The 19,783-nt window shown below is 52.8% G+C and carries 13 protein-coding genes and 1 riboswitch; of the genes, 5 read left to right on the forward strand and 8 right to left on the reverse strand.

What is annotated here, in order from left to right:
- Positions 1 to 619: 619 nt before the first annotated feature.
- The 3 genes from NSS64_RS26650 to NSS64_RS26660 form a co-directional block, all read right to left on the reverse strand.
- Positions 620 to 1,876 carry an L-lactate MFS transporter gene (locus NSS64_RS26650; RefSeq protein WP_445667853.1) on the reverse strand — a complete coding sequence of 419 codons (1,257 nt, stop codon included), beginning with the start codon at positions 1,874 to 1,876 and terminating at the stop codon, positions 620 to 622.
- Between the two features lie 134 nt (positions 1,877 to 2,010).
- The gene (locus NSS64_RS26655; RefSeq protein ID WP_341142110.1) at positions 2,011 to 2,742 is read right to left on the reverse strand and encodes a LytR/AlgR family response regulator transcription factor; all 732 of its coding nucleotides are present in this window, start codon (positions 2,740 to 2,742) and stop codon (positions 2,011 to 2,013) included.
- Positions 2,739 to 4,343, reverse strand: a complete 1,605-nt coding sequence (locus NSS64_RS26660; RefSeq protein WP_445667854.1) for a LytS/YhcK type 5TM receptor domain-containing protein — start codon at positions 4,341 to 4,343, stop codon at positions 2,739 to 2,741. The genes NSS64_RS26655 and NSS64_RS26660 overlap by 4 nt, the downstream gene beginning before the upstream one ends.
- A 505-nt stretch (positions 4,344 to 4,848) precedes the next feature.
- On the opposite strand from NSS64_RS26660, the gene NSS64_RS26665 reads away from it, so the two are divergent.
- The gene (locus NSS64_RS26665; protein ID WP_340990801.1) at positions 4,849 to 5,337 is read left to right on the forward strand and encodes a GNAT family N-acetyltransferase; all 489 of its coding nucleotides are present in this window, start codon (positions 4,849 to 4,851) and stop codon (positions 5,335 to 5,337) included.
- A 162-nt stretch (positions 5,338 to 5,499) separates the two neighbouring features.
- On the opposite strand, the gene NSS64_RS26670 is transcribed toward NSS64_RS26665, so the two are convergent.
- Both NSS64_RS26670 and NSS64_RS26675 read right to left on the reverse strand, forming a co-directional pair.
- Positions 5,500 to 7,017 (reverse strand): methyl-accepting chemotaxis protein, encoded by a 1,518-nt coding sequence (locus NSS64_RS26670; RefSeq protein ID WP_341142112.1) that lies wholly within the window; start codon positions 7,015 to 7,017, stop codon positions 5,500 to 5,502.
- A gap of 742 nt (positions 7,018 to 7,759) precedes the next feature.
- Complete coding sequence (locus NSS64_RS26675; protein ID WP_341142113.1) at positions 7,760 to 9,223, reverse strand: NAD(P)/FAD-dependent oxidoreductase; 1,464 nt, start codon at positions 9,221 to 9,223, stop codon at positions 7,760 to 7,762.
- Positions 9,224 to 9,360: 137 nt separating this feature from the next.
- Positions 9,361 to 9,460, reverse strand: a riboswitch (purine riboswitch).
- Positions 9,461 to 9,686: 226 nt separating this feature from the next.
- On the opposite strand from NSS64_RS26675, the gene NSS64_RS26680 reads away from it, so the two are divergent.
- Positions 9,687 to 10,781, forward strand: a complete 1,095-nt coding sequence (locus NSS64_RS26680) for a GGDEF domain-containing protein (RefSeq protein ID WP_341142114.1) — start codon at positions 9,687 to 9,689, stop codon at positions 10,779 to 10,781.
- Positions 10,782 to 10,872: 91 nt separating this feature from the next.
- Here the strand turns inward: NSS64_RS26680 and NSS64_RS26685 are convergent, their stop codons facing one another.
- The gene (locus tag NSS64_RS26685; RefSeq protein ID WP_341142115.1) at positions 10,873 to 14,013 is read right to left on the reverse strand and encodes an EAL domain-containing protein; all 3,141 of its coding nucleotides are present in this window, start codon (positions 14,011 to 14,013) and stop codon (positions 10,873 to 10,875) included.
- Positions 14,014 to 14,311: 298 nt separating this feature from the next.
- On the opposite strand from NSS64_RS26685, the gene NSS64_RS26690 reads away from it, so the two are divergent.
- Together NSS64_RS26690 and NSS64_RS26695 are read left to right on the forward strand one after the other, a co-directional pair.
- On the forward strand, positions 14,312 to 14,455 hold the full coding sequence (locus NSS64_RS26690; protein WP_200869518.1) for a hypothetical protein: 144 nt from the start codon (positions 14,312 to 14,314) through the stop codon (positions 14,453 to 14,455).
- A gap of 193 nt (positions 14,456 to 14,648) precedes the next feature.
- Positions 14,649 to 16,964 carry a TPM domain-containing protein gene (locus NSS64_RS26695; RefSeq protein WP_341142116.1) on the forward strand — a complete coding sequence of 772 codons (2,316 nt, stop codon included), beginning with the start codon at positions 14,649 to 14,651 and terminating at the stop codon, positions 16,962 to 16,964.
- Positions 16,965 to 17,162: 198 nt separating this feature from the next.
- On the opposite strand, the gene NSS64_RS26700 is transcribed toward NSS64_RS26695, so the two are convergent.
- Complete coding sequence (locus NSS64_RS26700) at positions 17,163 to 18,041, reverse strand: LysR family transcriptional regulator (protein WP_341142117.1); 879 nt, start codon at positions 18,039 to 18,041, stop codon at positions 17,163 to 17,165.
- A gap of 115 nt (positions 18,042 to 18,156) precedes the next feature.
- Between NSS64_RS26700 and NSS64_RS26705 the strand changes: the two genes are divergently transcribed.
- A complete protein-coding gene (locus NSS64_RS26705; RefSeq protein WP_340990794.1) occupies positions 18,157 to 18,609 on the forward strand; it encodes a rhodanese-like domain-containing protein in 453 nt (150 codons plus the stop codon).
- Positions 18,610 to 18,703: 94 nt separating this feature from the next.
- Here NSS64_RS26705 and NSS64_RS26710 read toward each other — a convergent pair whose 3' ends face one another.
- Positions 18,704 to 19,492, reverse strand: coding sequence for a formate/nitrite transporter family protein (locus NSS64_RS26710; protein WP_340990792.1), 789 nt, complete (start codon positions 19,490 to 19,492; stop codon positions 18,704 to 18,706).
- Between the last annotated feature and the right edge of the window lie 291 nt (positions 19,493 to 19,783).

Genomic DNA, 19,783 nt, shown 5'->3' on the forward strand with positions numbered 1-19,783 from the left:
TTTTCCATATCCGCTGACTATGCCTCCGCCATACCCGCTCATACCAACATGGGCCTGTTCTCGGCAGCCCACGCACCTCCAACGTACGCACCCCGTCCAATTGTGATCGGTTTTTCGATTACATTTGGCCGACGCGGCGCACCCAGTCCAATTGTGATCGGTTTTTCGATTACATTTGGCTGACGCAGCGCACCCAGTCTAATTGTGATCGGTTTTTCGATTACATTTGGCCGACGCGGCGCACCCCGTCCAATTGTGATCGGTTTTTCGATTACATTTGGCCGACGCTACCCACCCCGTCCAATTGTGATCGGTTTTTCGATTACATTTAGCCGACGCAGCGCACCCAGTCTAATTGTGATCGGTTTTTCGATTACATTTGGCCGATGTGGCGCACCCAGTCCAATTGTGATTAGGCATACTGCTCATTTTCATGCTGGAGTTGTGCCACGAAAAATATGTTTGTTTTCGACCATGAAAAAAAGACCTCCACCACCCGCTAATGCGGACGTTGGAAATCTCTTCTCCGGAACTATTCTCTTTGTCTGTAGTACTCTTGTTTGTCTATAGTACTCTTATTTGTCTGTACTTTCTCAAGCCGACGTAAATCGATATATGGTTAAGCCGTATGCCGTGAAGGCTTCAGGCTCATTCCCTTGGCCCGGGCCGCTCCGGCTACCGGAGGCTTCAGCGAAACCGCCAGGATGCACGCCACGATGCACAGCAGACCGATGATGTTAAAAGTAGGCTTGAACCCGCCGAGGAAGGCGGCGATGAACGAGCCGGACAGCGCGCCGATCCCGAAGCCCTGGTAGATGATGCCGTAGTTCTTGCTGTGATTCTTCAGGCCGAAGAAGTCACTGACAATCGCCGGGAAGACGGTAATGTTACCGCCGAAGCAGAAGGCGATGGCCGCCACACAGGCGAAGAACAGGCCATAGCTCAGTGTGGCATAGCTGAGGGTAAACATCGCCACAGCCGTTACCGCCAGCGTAATACTAATCAGCTTGGTCCGGCTTACCCGGTCGGATAATGCGCCAAGAATCAGGCGTCCGGCCGTATTGAAGATGGCGATCATCGCTACAGCATTCGCCGCCGTCGCCACATCCATACCCGCCAGCTGCACACCGATATCCTTCACGATACCGATCAGATAGAGGCCGCTCATGCAGGCGGTGAAGAAAATCACGAACAGCAGGTACGCTTCCTTCGTGCGGAGCATTTCTTTCACGGTATAATCCTTGGGCAGCAGAGCCGCCCCGGAAGCGGACGATGTCCGGTTTCCCGCAGCAGTTACAGCAGGTGCAGCCACCGGAGCCTCCCGGATAAGCAGCGAGCCGAGGAGGATCATCAGCATGACCATCAGGCCCCAGTATAGAAAAGCATTCGACACCCCCGCCGATTCAATCAGGCTGCCGTTGATGTATTTGAAGATCAGACTGCCCGTTCCGTAAGCACCCACGGACACCCCGGAGATCAGCCCCTTATTCTTCGGGAACCATTTCATCAGGTTGGACAGCGAAGTAATATACGCCGTTCCGTCCGCATACCCGACCACTACGCCAGCCAGCAGGTAGAACATCGGCAGAGAACTGGCCTGCGAGCTTAGCATCAGCCCCAGCCCAAGCAGTATGCCGGAAGCAGCGGTCAGTCTGCGGAGACCGAACCGGTCCTGCAGCTTGCCTGCGAACAGCGTGGCGAAGGCCAAGGCAAAGCTGGTAATAGAGAACGTTATCGAAACTGAGCTGAGCTCGAACCCGAATGTACTGACAAGATGTGCATTGAACAGACTCCAGGTGTAGATGGTACCGAGTCCCATTTGCATAATCACTGTACCTAATACGATGAGCCACCGTTTACTGGCTGTATCCGTTATCATCAGAATTCCCTCTTTCTCTCTGAAGTCGCTGAAGTCGCTTCAAGACTTACTTGGCCTCTTCATTGTAGCGAAAGGAGGTCTTTCTGAGAGAAATCTGGAATGAGATGACACTGACGGGGAATGAACTGCCGCTAGAGACGCATAATCTGCCTGAATTCCTTCACCTTGCTGCGGCTGACCGGAACCTCCACATTCAGATCATGCAGCCGGAGCAGATAGGTATTGTTGAACCAGGGGATGATTTCCTTGATTTTGGACAGATTGACGAGATAGGAGCGGTGGCAGCGGAAGAACTGCTCCTGCGGCAGGCGGGTATGAAATTCGCTGATACTTAAGGCCATGCTGTATTCCTCCCCCTTGGTGATCACACTCGTTGTTTTCTCCTGCGCCGAAGCATAATAGATCTCGTCTGCATCGACGACGATAATCTTTTCATTTTTCCACAGATTGACCTTATCGATTCCCAGCTTCACCGGTCCCTCTTCCCCCTGGCTGCTTCTGGCCGCGATGGCACCCTCCAGCTTCTGCAGCATCGCTCTGATCCGCGTCTCACTGTAAGGCTTCAGAATATAGTCGAATGCTTCAATCTCGAACGCCTCGGCGGCATGCTCCTTATAGGCTGTAATGAACACAATATACGGCTTGACCGCGAACCGGCTGATATTATGGGCCAGCAGCACCCCGTCAATTGAAGGGATATTAATATCCAGGAAAATCACATCCACCGTATCGGTCTGCAGATACTTCAGCGCTTCCAGCCCGTCCTCGAATTCCGCCGCAATCTTGATCCGGCTATGGGTCTGAATCAGATACGCAAGCTCCTGTCTTGCCAGCACTTCATCCTCGACAATGATCGCTCTCATCGCTGCTCCTTCATCACATCAAAATAGATTTCCGTCCCCTTAGCCAGCCGCCGGATGGTCAGACCTGTACCGTAGATCAGCTTGATACGCTGGTGCACGTTGTTGAGGCCGATTTTGTTGCCCTCCATGCTTCCGCTGTAGACCTTCGCAATCGTCTCTTCACTGATCCCCGCTCCGGTATCGGCAATTCGCACCCTTACGCTGTCTCCGTGGTCTTTGACCGAGATGTCTACAGTTCCGTTCCCCTTCCCCTTCAAAATCCCGTGGATAATCGCATTCTCCACCAGCGGCTGAATGACCAGACTCGGAATGCGCACCGCTACCTCATCTATATCGTACAGAACGCTCAGGCGGCTGCCGAAGCGGGCCTTCTCAATCTCCACATAATGCTGCACCTGCTGCAGCTCGCGCCGGATATCTATGGACTCATCAGCCAGCTCCAGATTATACCGCATATACCCCGACAGATTGACGATCAGCTCGCGCGCCTTGTCCGGGTCGATCCGTATCGAGGAGATAATCGCATTCAGCGCATTGAACAGAAAATGGGGGTTGATGCTGGTCTGCAGTGCCTTCAGCTCGGCCTTGTTGGCCATCTCCTTGATCCCCTCAACCCGTGACACCTCCATCAGTGTGGAGATGATCTGTGACAGCCCTACAGCCATTGCCTGGAGGGAATAGGTGATTTTATGCGCGTGGGTATAGTAGATCTTGAGTGATCCCGTCACCTCCCCCTTCTCCTTCAACGGGATAATGATCAGCGAGCGGATGTCACGGTTCATGTATTCGGTATCGTCGTCACGGATGGTAATCTCCCCGCTGCGCAGCGTCTGCTTCGTCTCCTCACTGATGATCTCATTAGCTTCGGCATAATATTCTTCCCCGACACCCACGTAGGCCAGAATGACTCGGGTATCAGTAATGGCCACCGCATCCGCCCCGATATCCTCCTGGATGATTCCGCAGATCGTACGCAGCGACTCGGGAGTAATACTGCGGAAATACGGAAGCGTCTTATTGGCAATATCCAGCGCCAGCTTGGACTGCTTCGCGGCAATCCGTTCTTTCTCCCCTTCTACACTCTGCACAAGCGTAACGATCAGCCCGGCACAGATCTGCCCCATAATCATCGGAAAAGCAATCTTGGACACGATATCCACCCCCAGCGAATGGGGATCAGCCATCACCAGAATCAGCGCCATCGTCAATGCCTCACAGGCCATTCCGGCGGCAATAGCAGCGATCCAGCGGCGTTCAGGCGAAGTACGCCGGTAGATGATCCCGGATACCACACCCGCTGTAATGCTCGTAATCAGACACGGGAGCGAGGTGACCCCGCCGATATCGATCAGGAAGCGGTGCACGCCCGAGATGATCCCGGTAATCAGCCCGACCCAAGGACCGAACAGAATCCCTCCGGCGATGATGGCGATAATCCGCACGTTAACCAGAGACCCTTCCACATTAATCCCGCTGTAGGTTCCGAAGATGGCGAACAGGCTGAAGATAACCGTGACAATCGCCAGCTCCTGAGGGGCATGAACCCCTTTGGCAAAAATCTCCTTGAACCGCGGCACCCGGCTCAGGACGAACAGACACATCAGCAGCAGCGCTGCCCGCTCCAACAATTGCAGCAGAATACTCAGATTATATTGCACATTCACGCCTCCATAGGACAAGCTATCGGTCCATTATAAATTGGGATAATGGTTATAGCAATCCGCGCATCCGCCTCTAATGGTTGACGTCATAATTGGAGTGCTGCTTGGCATGGCTAATGTGTTTTGTTGTATCATCAGGAGAGAGTTGCGAAAGCAACTCTTTTTTGTCTGTTCTCTCCCTGGGTATAAAAGCCCTTATATTGCGGAAAATTAACTATTATCGTATTGTTGCTTTAAAGGAGTGATAGCCTGTGCGTATAGCTTTTTGGATTGTATTTGCCTTTGTTGGTATTTTGATCTTTTGGATAGTAGGCGGCTTAATTGGCCGTAAGAAACGAAAGTAATCTATAGGGGCTATAACAGCCCCTCAAAATACCTGCTGCGCCGATCCTTCGAGCTGTTTATCATCTAACGGAATCAAAATGAGCATAAAGGAGTTAATAAAATGATTACATTTTATGCTGATAGATATAAAGAAGAAGTTATTAAGCTAATATTGCATGTACAAAATGATGAATATGGTGTAGGTATTAGTGTTGAAGAGCAACCAGATATACTAGATATTCAATCGAATTATGTTAAAGAGGGTGGTAACTTTTGGGTAGCTTTAAACGAAAACGGTGATGTAGTAGGCTCAATCGGTTTGCAAAAGAAAACTGACGATATTGCTGTACTAAAGAAATTTTTTGTTTATAAAGATTACCGCGGCAAAGAGCTTGCGATAGGAACAGGTCTTTACGAAGCTATGCTTGACTTTGCGCAGAAACATCGGCTTTCTAAGGTGATTTTGGACACACCATCAAAAGCAACTAGGTCACACAGCTTTTACAAAAAAGTTGGTTTTAAAGAAATTACTAAAGGTGATTTGCCAATACAATATGATTATCCTGATAGAGATTCACTTATTTTCATGTTAGACCTGATCAGTCAATAATTTTTGAAGCAACCGTTTTAGATAGCCTTCGTACTAATTGAACCAACATTAGTTAAGGACTTTTTATCAGTTCAAGACAGCTGTTGGTTTTTATATGTATGCCTACAAACAAACTCTTTTGAAATTCACTAGTGAGCAGTTTGCGTCCACTGTTCAATGCCTCTAAACTGCCAGATCAATCCCCACCACACCCACAATCTCCCCGTCCCCGTTCGTAATTGCTCTGGAGAGCGTGATGCAGGAACGCTTGGTAATGGCCGAGACATACGGCTTGGAGACGTACTGGCCTTCCGCCATCGCCCCGTTCCACCAGTCGCGGCGCTTCGCATTCAGCAGCCCGGCTGCAGGCTCGGAGTAGATGAAGGTGCCATCCGTCCGGTTGGACCAGATGGCCTGTACATCCGGCACCTTATTCTTACAGGCCGTAAGAACTCTGCCATGGATGTCCGCATCCGCTGCACACATCTCCTGCTTGGCAGCTATCTCCTGAAGCACCGTCTGCATTTCCTCAAGGCGCACAGTATATTGGCCCAGCTCAATGACTTCGCGTCCGGTAATACCTTTCACCGACTGCTGCAGGGTCTGGGATTCCAGCAGCAGACTCGCGCTGATCTCATTAAGCTGCCCGATCTGTGTCCGCTGGCGGGTTACCTGCTCCAGGGTCAGATCTACGCCTGCAATGGTCTCATTGACAATCCCCACAGCACCGCTCAACTCGCCGGTCACCTCTTCGATCAGCCTGCTCTGCCGCTCTGCCGCAGCCGCTGACTCTGTAACTATGACTCCAACTTCCTCCACCCGGGCCGAGATATCCCCGAGGCGCTGCTTCACCTTCGTTACTTCATTCACTCCATGCGCAACCGCTGTCTGCTCCTTCGTGACCGACTCCAGCACCTGCCGTACGCCATGATTGAGATCCCGCAGCACCGCCGTTGAGCGCTCCACGGAATCCCGGCTCTGATCGGCCAGCTGCCTGATCCGGCCTGCGACCACAGCGAACCCCCGGCCCGCTTCCCCGGCCCGCGCAGCTTCAATCGAGGCATTCAGCGCCAGCAGCGAGGTCTCATTGCCGATGCCTACGATCAGGGCATTCATCTCCTCCACCAGCGCAATATGTCCGCTTAACACGGTGAATTTGTCCAGCATATCTCCGCTCTGCTCCTGCAATTCCTCCATGACCTCATCTGTATTCTTCAGGGAATCCACCATCCCCGCCATCCCTGTACGTGCTGCCTGCATCGCCGTACTCAGCCGTCCGGTCAGCTCTCCAATCTGCCCGGTAACCGCAGCAACTCCGCCCATCCTGGCAAAAGCCCCCTCAATATTGGCCTTCGCCTCATTGCTGCGGGTCTGCAGCTCCACCTCATAGGCATGCGAATAGTCCGCAGTCTGCTGAAGCCCTTCGGTATGGCGGGTAATCTCCTCCAGAGCACCATGCAGCCGGTCCGAGGTGACAACAATTTCATTGCCCAGCAGTTCTACCTTGCTCCGGGCTTCCGCCAGTCGCCCGGCTCCGAGCACTCCGCCCCGGCGGATATCCAGCACAAGCCCGGCAAGCGCCGCCATCAGCAGCAGATAGACAACCTTATGTACCCAGTACATCTCCATCCATAAGCCATACAACCCCACACCCAACAGCAAAATAATAGCGATAGCGGCCTTGCTCCGGCGAATTCCCATTCTGCACGTTCACTCCACTCTATCATGTTATGTATTCTAACATTATATCAGCAGAGTTAAATTAAGGAAACCACTACTCTATGGATTGCACTTATATTTTTTTCTGTTAGGGGTTTGCCGCGACTCCAGAGAAGTTATGGACTTCCGGCCACACATACATTCGGTCCGTGCGCCTGCTTACGAGCATAATGTATGCTGTTTTTCACATACATTCGGTCCGTGTGCCTACTTGCGAGCCCAATGTATGCTGTTTTTCACATACATTTGGTCCGTGTGCCTACTTGCGAGCCCAATGTATGCTGTTTTTCACATGCATTTGGTCCGTGTGCCTGCTTGCGAGCATAATGTATGCTGTTTTTCACATATATTCGGTCCGTGCGCCTGCTTGCGAGCCAATGTATGCTGTTTTTCACATACATTTGGTCCGTGTGCCTGCTTGTGAGCATAATGCTGTTTTTCACATACATTTGGTCCGTGTGCCTGCTTGCGAGCACAATGTATGCTGTTTTCCACATATATTTGGTCCGTGTGCCTGCTTGCGAGCACAATGTATGCTGTTTTCCACATATATTTGGTCCGCGTGCCTGCTTGCGAGCACAATGTATGCTGTTTTCCACATACATTCGGTCCGTGCTCCGCTCTACCAGCCAATTGCCATTGGGTTTTAAGCATACTTAAAAAACAGCCGCACTCCCCAGCATCTGAGGGTACGGCTGTCCTTCCGGCGTCTTACGGCCCAGAATTACACTCCCGCCGGTTGGACCCTAACATCCTGTGCGTTCTTCGCCATCATGCCGCGGGCAATCCAGACGCCAGCCGCTCCGGCCTGGGCCAATCCGCGGGTAATGCCTGCCCCGTCGCCGCCGCAGTAGAGGCCGGAGATTTCGGTCTCGAATTCATCCGTCAGTTTCGGACGGGCGGAATAGAATTTCGCTTCCACGCCATAGAACAGCGTATGCTCTGAGGCAATGCCCGGGGTTACTTTTTCCAGGGCCTCCACCATTTCAATCAGACTCTTCATCGTGATGTACGGCAGCACCAGCCCCAGATCGCCGGGTACCGCTTCCTTCAGCGTCGGCTCCAGGAACCCTTCCTTGATCCGGGTCTCCGTAGACCGGCGGCCCCGCAGGATATCTCCGTATTTCTGTACAATGACCCCGCCGCCGGACAGATCATTCGCCCGCTTGCAGATCTCCCGGGCATATTCATTCGGCTTGTCGAACGGCTCGGTGAAGGTATGGGAGACCAGCAGCGCAAAGTTGGTATTCTTCGAGCCCAGCGCAGGGTCCTTATAGGAATGCCCGTTCGCGGCCATCGCTCCGCTGTGATTCTCCACCACCACATGCCCCGAGGGATTGCTGCAGAAGGTGCGGACACGTGTACCCACGGAGGTATTGAAGATGAATTTGCCCTCGTACAGATGCTCATTGATCTCCCGCATCACCACATCCGAGGTCTCTACACGCACCCCGACATCGACCTGGTTATTATACATTTTGAGCCTGCGCTTCTTCAGCACCTCGGTCAGCCAGGCCGAGCCGTCCCGTCCCGGAGCAATCATCACCTGGCCAGCCTCATGACTCTCCCCGTTCTTCAGCGTAATGCCTGTGATGCGGTGTGTTCCGTTCTCTTTGACGGTAACGATATCTTCTACTTCTGTCTTGTATAACATATCAATGCGTGTCCGCAGATATTCATAGATTGATTTCAGAATCTCCAGATTCTGCTCGGTTCCGAGGTGGCGGACCTGCGCCCGCAGCAGCTTCAGCCCGGCGGCATATCCCCGCTGCTCAATGCCGCGGATGCTCTCCGTCGTCGGATCGGTAATGACCGGAGTTGCCCCGTGCTCCAGGTTGATCCCGTCCACATATTCAATCAGCTCCATCACCTTGGAAGGAGGCAGATAATCTGTCATCCAGCCGCCGAATTCGGTGGTAATGTTGAATTTGCCGTCACTGTACGCACCAGCACCGCCGAAGCCTGCAGTAATGGAGCAGGCCGGCAGACAGCCGGCGAATTCCTTGCGGCCGGAGGCGGGCGGACAGAGCTTGATTTTCTCCTCCAGGATCGGGCAGTTGCGGCGGTAGATATCATGTCCCTTGTCCACCAGCAGCACCTTCAGCTCAGGGGCCTTCAGCGTTAATTCATAACAGGCGAATATTCCAGCCGGACCGGCTCCAACAACAATTACATCATATTTACTCATATCTTCTCTGTTCCTCCCAAGGTGAAACGGCTTCGGCCTGCGGTTGACAGGGGCCGCGAAGCGTCTCTGCAGTATATTAGTCCACTTAACCAAGCAGCACACAACAACACACAAAAATCCCGGCCTCTTCATAGGTATGCAAAATGCACCCTATTCGTAGCCAGGAATTTACGGTCCCCTGTAGAAACCCCCAAACCTTATCATTGAGGATATACGAACAACTTCGCCCGTTATTACGGGCCAATTGGAATTTTACCTAACAAATACGAATGTGTCAATGATGAATAGCATTAATAGTTCGTGTTTACAGCATTACGAAGAATGTAGCGCTTTGACAGCCTACCAAATACCTTACAAACACGAACGTTATCCCAGTCCTATCCCAAGACATAAGACCTAGAAGGAGAAACAAGAACCTTGTCGAATATATAAGTACATAGTCACTGGAAAAGAGGAACATCTTATGCAGATCCCACCGCCAACTCCTCGCCAAATGTACTGGAACCGGGTTCTCCTCAATACCTTTTGGCTGGTGCTTTTCGTCTATCTGGCCAGCCAATTATTTGTCTACTTCTCGATGTCGGCGCATCGGCCCGAGTTGTCCGGCAGACAATATACCCTGCTGCATATCTGGATTCCGGATTCTATACTGATCGTTCTGCTGCTGATACTCGAAGCTGTCCATAGATATAAACCGTTGTTATCTGAACTCTTGATCATTCTGACAAGCCATCTGTACGGCATCCTGATCATTACGAATCTCAGTCCGGACTATCATGTGAAGCCGCTGATTATGCTGCTTCCCATGCTGGTATCCATGATCTATCTCAAGGAGAATTATCTGCGGGCCTCTTCACTGATCTGTCTGTTCTACATTGTCATCCTGTTCCTGAACACATCTATTTACGATTTCACTCTGCGCATCCAGAACATCATTATTACCCTGATCTTCGCGGCAGTGTCCCTGACCGGCTTCGCCGTAATTGCGCGGGGCAAGGAGCTGATGCGCTCACTGGAGAATTCGGTGAAGTCAGAGCAGGAGCTGCGCATCCAGAACATCATTATGGACCGGCTGTCCAAGATCGACCCGCTGACTGACCTGTACAACCATAAGACCTTTCATGAGTACCTGGGCTGGCTGATTGACCATCAGCAGAGCAATCCTTTTCCAATGCAGCTGGCCGTTATTGATATCGACAATTTCAAAAAGGTCAATGACCGGTACGGGCACTGGGTCGGAGACATCGTTCTCCGGCAGGTCACCGCTGTCATGCTCCAGCATATCGACTCGGATGACTTCGCAGCGCGGTACGGCGGGGAGGAATTCGTGATTATTCTGACATCCAAGACATTAGAGGATTCGGGCCGCATTATGGAGAATATCCTCGCAGGAATTGCAGGCCTTCCGATCAGCGAAATGGACAATGAATCGGTTACCGTGAGCATCGGAATGCATGAATATAACGGCGGAGATTCCAAGAGCTCTATCTTTCAGCAGGCGGATGATGCCCTGTACGAGGCCAAGAAAACCGGTAAGAACAGAATCGTCATTCTGTAAGGCTACCCATCCTATATCCCAAACAAGCGGGTCACCGTGCATAGCAACCTATGCCGGGGACCCGCTTTCCTGTGCACCTGTTCTCTGCGCTCTATTCAAGCTCCTCCGCCCCATACCGTCTCTGCGGAACGAGCAGCTCCATGACCTGGCGCTGCGGCACCGGCCGGCTGATCAGATACCCCTGCACCTTATCGCAGTGAGCCTCCCGGAGGAAAGCCCATTGGCTGGCATCCTCCACACCCTCGGCTACTACATCCAGGCCCATCTTGTGGCCCAGGATAATAATCGTCTGCACAAAAGATTCACTAAAGGCCTTATCGGCCAGGGAATCAATGAAGATTTTATCCATCTTAAGGGTAGAGATCGGCAGCTGCTGCAGATAGCTAAGGGAGGAATACCCCGTTCCGAAATCATCCAGGGCAATCCGTATCCCCCGGGACTGCAGGAACTCCAGCTTGCTGACCGTTCTCCCGAATGACTCCATGAAGATCGACTCTGTAATCTCCAGCTCCAGACTCGACGCCGCAAGGCCGCTCTCCTCCAGACTGTCCAGCACAATCTCTACGAAATCATCCTGCAGGAGCTGAATGATGGAGATGTTCACCGATATTTTGTAAGGAATGCCGGTCCGCTGATGGATGCTGTTCATGAACTTGCAGGCCTCCCGCAGCACCCACTCCCCGATATAGATAATCAGCCGGGAATCCTCGGCAATCTTGATGAAGGAGAGCGGGGAGACAAAGCCGAGAACCGGACTGTTCCAGCGGATCAGAGCCTCGAAGCCTGAGATCAGCCCGGTCTCCATCTGTACCTGCGGCTGATAATGCAGCTCAAATTCGTTATTATTCATCGCACTGCGCAGATGCTTCTCAATATTCATCCGGTCATTGAAGGCGGTATGCATCGATTTATCATATACGACGTAGGTGCTTTTCCCCTCTTCCTTGGCCCGGTACATCGCTACATCGGCGTTCTTCAGAATCTCTTCCGTCGTCTCGCCGTCTTCGGGGTAGAAGGAGATTCCGATACTGGAGGACACATACAGATTGCTCTCACCGATAAGAAAAGACTTGCGGAACGCACGCATAATATCCTCGGCCAGATTAAGCACATCCACCCGGCTCTCAATATCCTTGAGGAAAATCACAAATTCATCTCCGCCCAGCCGCGACAGCAGATCCTCCTCGCGCACTACAGACTGGAGACGTTCGCTGGCCTTGCGGATCAGAATATCCCCGGACTTGTGTCCAAGCGTATCATTGATGTATTTGAAATTATCCATATCTACGAAAAGCAGCGCCGCACTGCCTCCCGTCCGGCGGAAATAACTCTCCATCGTCTCCAGCAGACTGAGCCGGTTCGGAAGATTGCTGAGCGAATCCATATACGCCAGGCGATGCATATTCTTCTGATTCTCCAGCAGCATATCATATTGTCCTACAATCTCCTGCTGGGTCGCTGTAAGCTGCTCATAGGTGGCCTCCAGCTCCTGGTAGCTGTTATTCAGCTTGAATTCTGCCTGCTTGCGCTTACTGATGTCGATCAGGGAGCCGAGGAACAGGACAATCTGATCCTTCGGGTCAACGATTGCCTTGCCCCGCACTTCGAACCAGATGTACTCCCCCTGCCCTGTTCTCATCCGGTATTCGGTTTCATAGATCGGGGTCAAACCGGTTAGATGCTCCTGTCTGGCCTTGCGCGCGGATTCCTGGTCATCCGGGTGAATAATGCTGAGCACGCCTCCCTCGAAGGAGTTGATCTCCGCCTCAGTATATCCCATTACCTCGTACCACCGGTCCGAGAGCTTGTAGAAGCCGCTGTCCCAGTCCAGCTCCCACATGTACGCACCAGAGCCTTCCGAGGCCAGGCGGAACCTCCGTTCGCTGACCCCCAGCTTATTGAACTGATCCTGCAGCTCTACCTCTGTGGCCGCCAGCTCCTCATATGTAGACTCCAGCTCCTCGTAGCTAAGCTGCAGTTTAAGCTCATTCTGCTTGCGTTCATCGATATCGATGCCGACCAGCACGAAGATATCCTCCGCCTGCTCATCCATCCCCTTAATGAGGGCTGTGCGGACGGAGAAATAATGCGCACCCGGAGAATGGTCGGGAAGTCTCAGCTCGACATTGGTCACATAATCCCGGGCTGCCGCTCTGGCAAGGAGATCCCTAAGCACAGCGGCTCCGGCCTCCAGGCTTGGCAGCTCATCTATGCTTACGCCCAGCACCTCCTTCTCCTTCAGCCCGGTCATTATCTCGGCATATTTATTGAAGCGCACACTCCGTTTGTCCCCGTGAACAGCCCATACAATCACCCCGGTATTCTCGATCACATCCTTGAAGAATTCCTGCTCGGAATGAATCGTACGGCGCAGCCGCCGGATATACATCCGGAGCAGGACCGCACCGAATACCAGCAGAAGGGTCCCGATGGAGAATACGGTAAAAATCCGGTTACGCATCTTTTCATTATAATGGTCGGAATGCACGAAGAAATACTGCTGGTACAGCTCTTCGAAGGCACCGGTGCTTACCAGACGCTCTAGCCTTGCATTGACGTAAGACACCAGCTCCGGCTTGGACTTGCTGATGCCGTAGGCCACATCCTGCGGATATAAATTGCTCATTTTGCGGATAATATTACCGGTTAAGCCCTGTTCTACAATCAGATAATCGACAACCCCCTGATTCTCGAACAGCAGGTCGATCTCCCCTTGACGCAGAGCGTCCAGTGCATCCGGTACGGTTGCATATTCTATGTATTCTGATGGCGGGATACCCGCCTCGTTCTGCAGGATGGTCTCTGCATATTGTCCTTTGCCAACACCGATCTTGTACTTACGGAGTGTGCCCAGCGTCACCTCACCCTGGAGTCCCTGGCGCGAATAGACAGAAATATAGCTTTTTAACACGGGTTTCGAGAAAAGAATGTCCTGCTTCCTCTGCTCGCTGACAGCCATTAGCCCGGTAGTATCAATCCTGCCCTCACTCAACCGCCGGTACGTCTGCTCCCAATTCCCGGTGCTGTAGTGGACAAGATATTCGTTCTTCTCAAAGATCATACTTGTCAGATCAATATCGAAGCCCGTCAGATAACCATTCTGTATGTACTTATAAGGTGGATAATCCAGTTCTGCCTGGTACTTAATTTCCTGTCTTTCGGCATAAGCGGCAGCGGGGTGTGCAAGCATGAGCACAATGCTAATTAGAAGCAACAATTTACACCGCTTCATCGCAATTCTCCTTTATCCCAAGTAAGATCGGCTTAACTATGTATACAAGCTTATTCGACAAAATATGGTAGGGTTCCTGCTCCTTTTTTCTCATTTCCGATAAATTGTGCACATCCTGCGGGTTCATATCCTTAACTCTTTAGTGCATCATCTTAGATTTAATCAAAAACTTTAGATTTGTATTGCTTTTTGCGGTTAAAGTGTGGATAATAACAGTAACGGTTGATAATGATTATCATTATTGGATGTGCAACATTCATTATTTTCTATATTTGAGCCAAAAGGAGACTGAACACCCATGAACGCAGCCACTACCCGGACCGCCCTGCAGGTTGACGATTACCTGGACCTGCTCAATCTTGCTGTGAAAGTCGGAGATATGAAATGGCAGAAAGAAATCAAGTCCCGGTTGCAGTATATCCTGTGCCTAGAGACCAGATAGCCCATTTCATACAGAATAGATGAATATAGCTTACTTCTTACACAGCCGCATCCCTTACCGGGGTGCGGTTTTTGTACGTTTATTCCGCCAATTCCGGGGTACCTGCATCTGCGGGGCTTAGAATGTGTAATGATATAGTATAATGATCAGCATACTACAATGAACAATAGCCTATAGATCGGAGTGTGTCAGCTTGAGAAAAAACCTCACCCTCGCCTTGGTCCTGATATTATCCCTGCTATGGATTTCGGGGGTCTATGCTGCGAATGTTCCCGCACAGCAGGGAGTGATTACGGATGAAGCCCGGCTGCTGTCTGCCCAAGAAGCAGAGAGCCTTGCCCGGATTGCCACTACAGACCGGTACACCTTCCATGTCTTAACCGTTGATTCGGTAGCCGGGAGCGACATGTCCAGTTATGCTGCGGATGTATATGATACCTGGGGGCTGAAGTCCCGGGACATTCTGCTCCTGATCGCTTATGAAGATCAGCTGACTGAGATCAGCTTCATTAACCCCGGGCTGCAGGATGCGCTCGATGCCTGGTCCGGACAACAGGGCGGAGCTGCGGGCAGCGCAGCCATTAACAAGGTACTGGAGAAATATTTCAATCCTTATGCCAGGAACGGAGATATCCCTGAAGGTATACGTTCTGTGATTCAGCAGCTGCAAGCCATTGGCAGCAGCGGACCGAGCAGTAATACCGGCAGCGGTGCGGCAGGCGGTGCGGATACCGGTACCGCAGGAGCTGGCTCCGGTCCTAACGGCAACGGCAGCGGCAGCAGATTCCCTCTTCTGCCGGTCGCAGGCGGTCTTGTCTTGGCCGCGCTGCTGTTATTGCTGCTGTATGTACTAATTACCGGACTGCGCCGCCGCAAGGGACTATCCGCACAGCGTGAGCAGCTCGCTGACCTGCTGGTACGGGCGAACCGCGCCCTGGAGTCCCTTCAGCCTTTCCAGGGGATTGTGCAGGGCAAGACCGGGGAGAGGGTCGAGGGCATCTCGAAGCGTCTGACCTCCCGGCTGGTCGAAATCTCTGCATTGCAGACCGCCGGGCAAGCCCCATTGCCGCCGTTCTACCGCTTGTCTGCGCTTAAGGCGGCGGCAGAGCAGCTTCAGCAGACAGAGGGGGAATTCCGTGCCTCCCTGGAGGAAGAGGAGAAGAATATCGCAGTCGTCAGCGATGCCGACCGGAACGTCAAGCAGCAGATCACCGAGCTGAAGCAGGCTGCCCCGGAGCTTGAGGAGCAGCGGCAGCAAGCGGCCCTGGGGACGGGCTATACGCTGGAGGAGATTGCCCAAGATCTTCAGGAGCTGGCCGAAGAGACGGCCAAGGCAGATCAACTGGAGCTGTTCGACCCCATTGCTGCCCAGGAGATTACTGCACAAGCGAAGAAGCGGCAACAGCAGATTGAGCAGGATATGCAGGATGTGGGGACCTTTGACGATAAGCTGAAGGCCTTCCCCGGTGTCCTGGCGGCTGCACGCAGCCGGATTGCCGGGCTGATCGACCAGAACTCCCTGCACAATATGAAGGTTAAGCCTTACGACAGCCTGGACCAGGCCTCCGCTGCCGCCAGTTCCATGGAAGCGCCGCTGCACAGCGGCGATATGGACGAAGTGCGCCGGATTGGCGCTGACATGGATGCCCTTCTGACTGAAGCCGTGGCTATGACGGAACGCCAGGCTATGATCCGGCAGAATAACCTCAGGGATCTGGAGACGGTACGCAGCACATGGGCAACACTAAGCCAGCGGCGGAATGAATTGCAGAGCCGGCTTGCCGGGGCGAAGAACCGGTTCGCCCGGCAGCACCTGGACGCTCTGGAGAAGCTGCTGGAAGAGGCCGGCGGCGCACTACGGCAGGGCGCGGCGGAAGTGCCGCAGCTTGAGACCTGGACCAGCGATGCACGCGGAGAGTATGACAATGCCCGCAGCGGACTGGACCGCCTGCTTGCCTTGCAGGATGAGACGGCAAACAGCATGAATAGCATCAGCAGCAGTCTGGACGCTCTGGAGGAGCGCCTGGACAGCCTGAACAGGCTGTTCACGGAGGGGCAGAGCCGGGTGGATGCCGCCTACAATCTGCTGCACAGCAGAGGAATTGCCTCGCAGAACTGCTTCCAGCTGTCCCTGCTGCCGGAGTATACCGAGCTGGAGCAGCGTCTGGCCTCGGGTCCCTACGATCTGGATCAGCTGGAGGAGACAGGACGCTCCTATGCTTCGCAGATCGCTTCCTTCGTAGAGGAAGCGAACCGGCTCGTCCGCCAGAAGGAAGAGGCCGAACGCGCAGCCAGAATGGCCATGCTGCGGGAGCAGCAGCGCCGGGAACAAGCCCGTAGACGCAATTCCGGCCCGCCAGGCGGAGGATTCGGCGGCGGGCTTGGCGGTGGCGGACGCTCTTCCGGCGGCTCTTCTTGGGGGGGCGGCGGTGGCGGCGGACGTTCCTCCGGCGGCTCTTCGTTTGGCGGCGGCAAATCCGGCCGAAGCTCCGGCGGCTCCAAGTGGTAAGCAGCTGATTGCCGCTACAGCACATACTCACCCTAACGGGTGGGTGATGTAACAACTTATTCTGGTCATCAAGCGAAATCAGGGATGTAAGTGTCCCTGATTTTTGCTGTCTTCGAACTTCAACCGTCCCGCGCATCCTCGCTTCTGCACATTGTATTAGCTTTTCCGCATACATTCGCCCACGCATCCCCGCGCCAACTAATTATATTGCTCCTGCATGAGGGCAATGAAATCCGTGAAGGCTGGGGAGAGCTGCTGCTCCTTGCGGTAGATGAGCTGAATGTAGAAGTGTTCCTTTTGCCCCGCCAATGGAATGCCCGTTAATGCACCCGTCCGCAGTTCCTCCTCCACCGCATAGCGCGGCAGAAAACCCGTCCCCCAGTTATGCTTCACCGCCTGCTTGATACCCTCCAGATTACCGAACTCCATGCCTATATGGGCAGCAACGCCGGATTCTCTGAATACCTGGAGCAGCTGCTTCCGGTATGTGCAGGTATGCTCGGTTAACACCAGCGGCTCTCCTTCCAGTTGCTCTGCAGTAACCTCCGTCCCGTCTGCCAAGAGATGCTCTGGATGGGTAACGACATATAGCGCTTCTTCACGCAACGGCAGAGTGATCAGGTCGTCCGTATGAAAAGGAACGTCGAAGATCAGTCCGAATTGAACGGATTTCTCCAGGACGGCAGCAATAATATCCTCTTCAGAGCCCGGCTGTACCCGCAGCTGCATGCCAGGATAACGCATCCGGTACTGATGAAGCCGATGAGGCAGAAAGTAGGCAGCCAGTGTCTCAATAGCACCAATGTTTAGCGTACCCTGGTCGCCGCCGGTAATTACCTTCTTAGCCTCTTCGCTTAGGACCAGCATCTGCCGGGCATACGGGAGCAAATTACGGCCGGCGAAGGTGGGAATCATCCCTCTACCGGAACGTTCCAGTAAAGTGGCCCCATACATCTCCTCAAGCTTGGCAATCTGTGCGGTTACACTCGGCTGTGCATACCCCAGCACATCTGCCGCCCGCGTATAACTCCCGTGATCCACCACAGCACAAAAGGTCCGTAAGTAAGTCAATTCCATCTGCAGGCCTCCCGAATTATCAAACTTTTCGATAATTGATATCACAGACTATAAATAACTCCAATTATAAGTTCCCAGTATACTTAAACCAACTTATTTTAAGGAGGAATCACGTATGAAAAGACAGACAAAATCTCAAGTCTTGGCTGCACAGACTGCAGACCCGGCAGATGCCGCAAGGCATTTCACTGCAAAAGCAGCATTCGAGACGGATGTAGCCGATGTTGCTTATGATCTGCGCGAAGGAATTACCGGCTTCCGGCTCATCGATGTCCGTGATGCCCGTTCTTATGCGGAAGCACATCTGCCGGGTGCCCTCTCCCTGCCTGGAGGCCGTATACACAGCACTTCCCCGGTGTGGTCCAAGGAGGAGGTTCTGGTGGTCTATTGCTGGGGGCCTGCCTGTAATGGAGCCAGCAAAGCCGCTGCACAACTCGCCGCACAGGGGCACTTGGTGAAAGAAATGCTCGGAGGCATAGAGTATTGGCGCAAGGAAGGGGGGAGTCTGGAAGGAACACTTAAGGAGAATGCACCTCTATACTGGAACGTATCTAACAGCTCACTATAATATTTTCAGACTCCCGAATTCCGTACTATAGACGCACAACAGCGATCCCCCTGTTACCGGAGAATCGCTGTTGTGTTGTCGATTATATTGCTGTTCAGTGAGACTCATCGTCCAGAAACGGCTTGTTCACATAGTAATACATCACGCCCATCAGCACGCCGCCGCCGATAAGATTACCTAATGTGACCGGGACGAGATTATGTACCACGCCTCCCCAGGAAATGGTGCCGGGGTGGTCCAGGACGAGGGCAATGGCGAAGGTACACATGTTAGCAATACTATGCTCGTACCCGGAGATGAAGAAGCAGAACACGAACAGCACCATGGCGAACATTTTGGCACCGTCGTTCTTCATAGACATCGGGACGAAGAAGGCCAGACAGACGAGCCAGTTACAGAGAATGGCCCGGAAGAACAGCTGCATCGCCGGAGCTTCCATCTTATGGGCCACCACATTCAGCAGGAACCCGTTGACAGAGGAATCATAGAACAGGCCTGTCAGAAAAATAAGCAGTGCAAACGCCGTAGCCCCAAGAATGTTGCCCAGATAGCTGACAACCCACATCCGTACGACTTCAGTCCATGCCAGCTTACGCCTCAGTGCCGCATAGGTGTAATAGAAAGTGTCCCCGGTGAACAAATCGCCCCCGCCGTAGGAAATCAGGATGATGGCTGCGCCGAACGTAATCGCAGCCATCGGATAGGTCATCGGCGATTGTTCCATATAGAAGAAGTTGCCGGTCTTAAAGGCTACGATCACGCCGAATCCGATAAACATGCTGGCGAGCATGGCCCTGGCAATGTACCGGAATACGCTTTGCCGGAAGATCTTCTGTTTCTTAAGTGCAAGCTTCTCTACCTGCAGCAGTGCCTCGTTCTCCATTTGACCTCCGTATTCACTTTATATTTTCAGTGGTGCCGGAAGACTGATGTACAGCCTCCAGGCTATTATACCCAATAAACCACTGGAAATTGCTTGAATCACAGAGCATCAATAATTTATGAATCCGCGCACTCCCCGCACCTTTGTTACAGGCCGTTATCCTCCCGATCATTCAGGCTGGCAATCGCCTCTGCCTTCTCACTGCTGGCTACGACGATAAGCACCACGATCAAGCATCCCAGAATCATCCCGCTTATCCCCTCTTTCTCCACAGGTCGCCTTAGTGACAAC

Origin of the sequence: Paenibacillus sp. FSL H8-0122 (assembly GCF_038005345.1) — a bacterium.
Lineage (GTDB): Bacteria > Bacillota > Bacilli > Paenibacillales > Paenibacillaceae > Paenibacillus_AQ.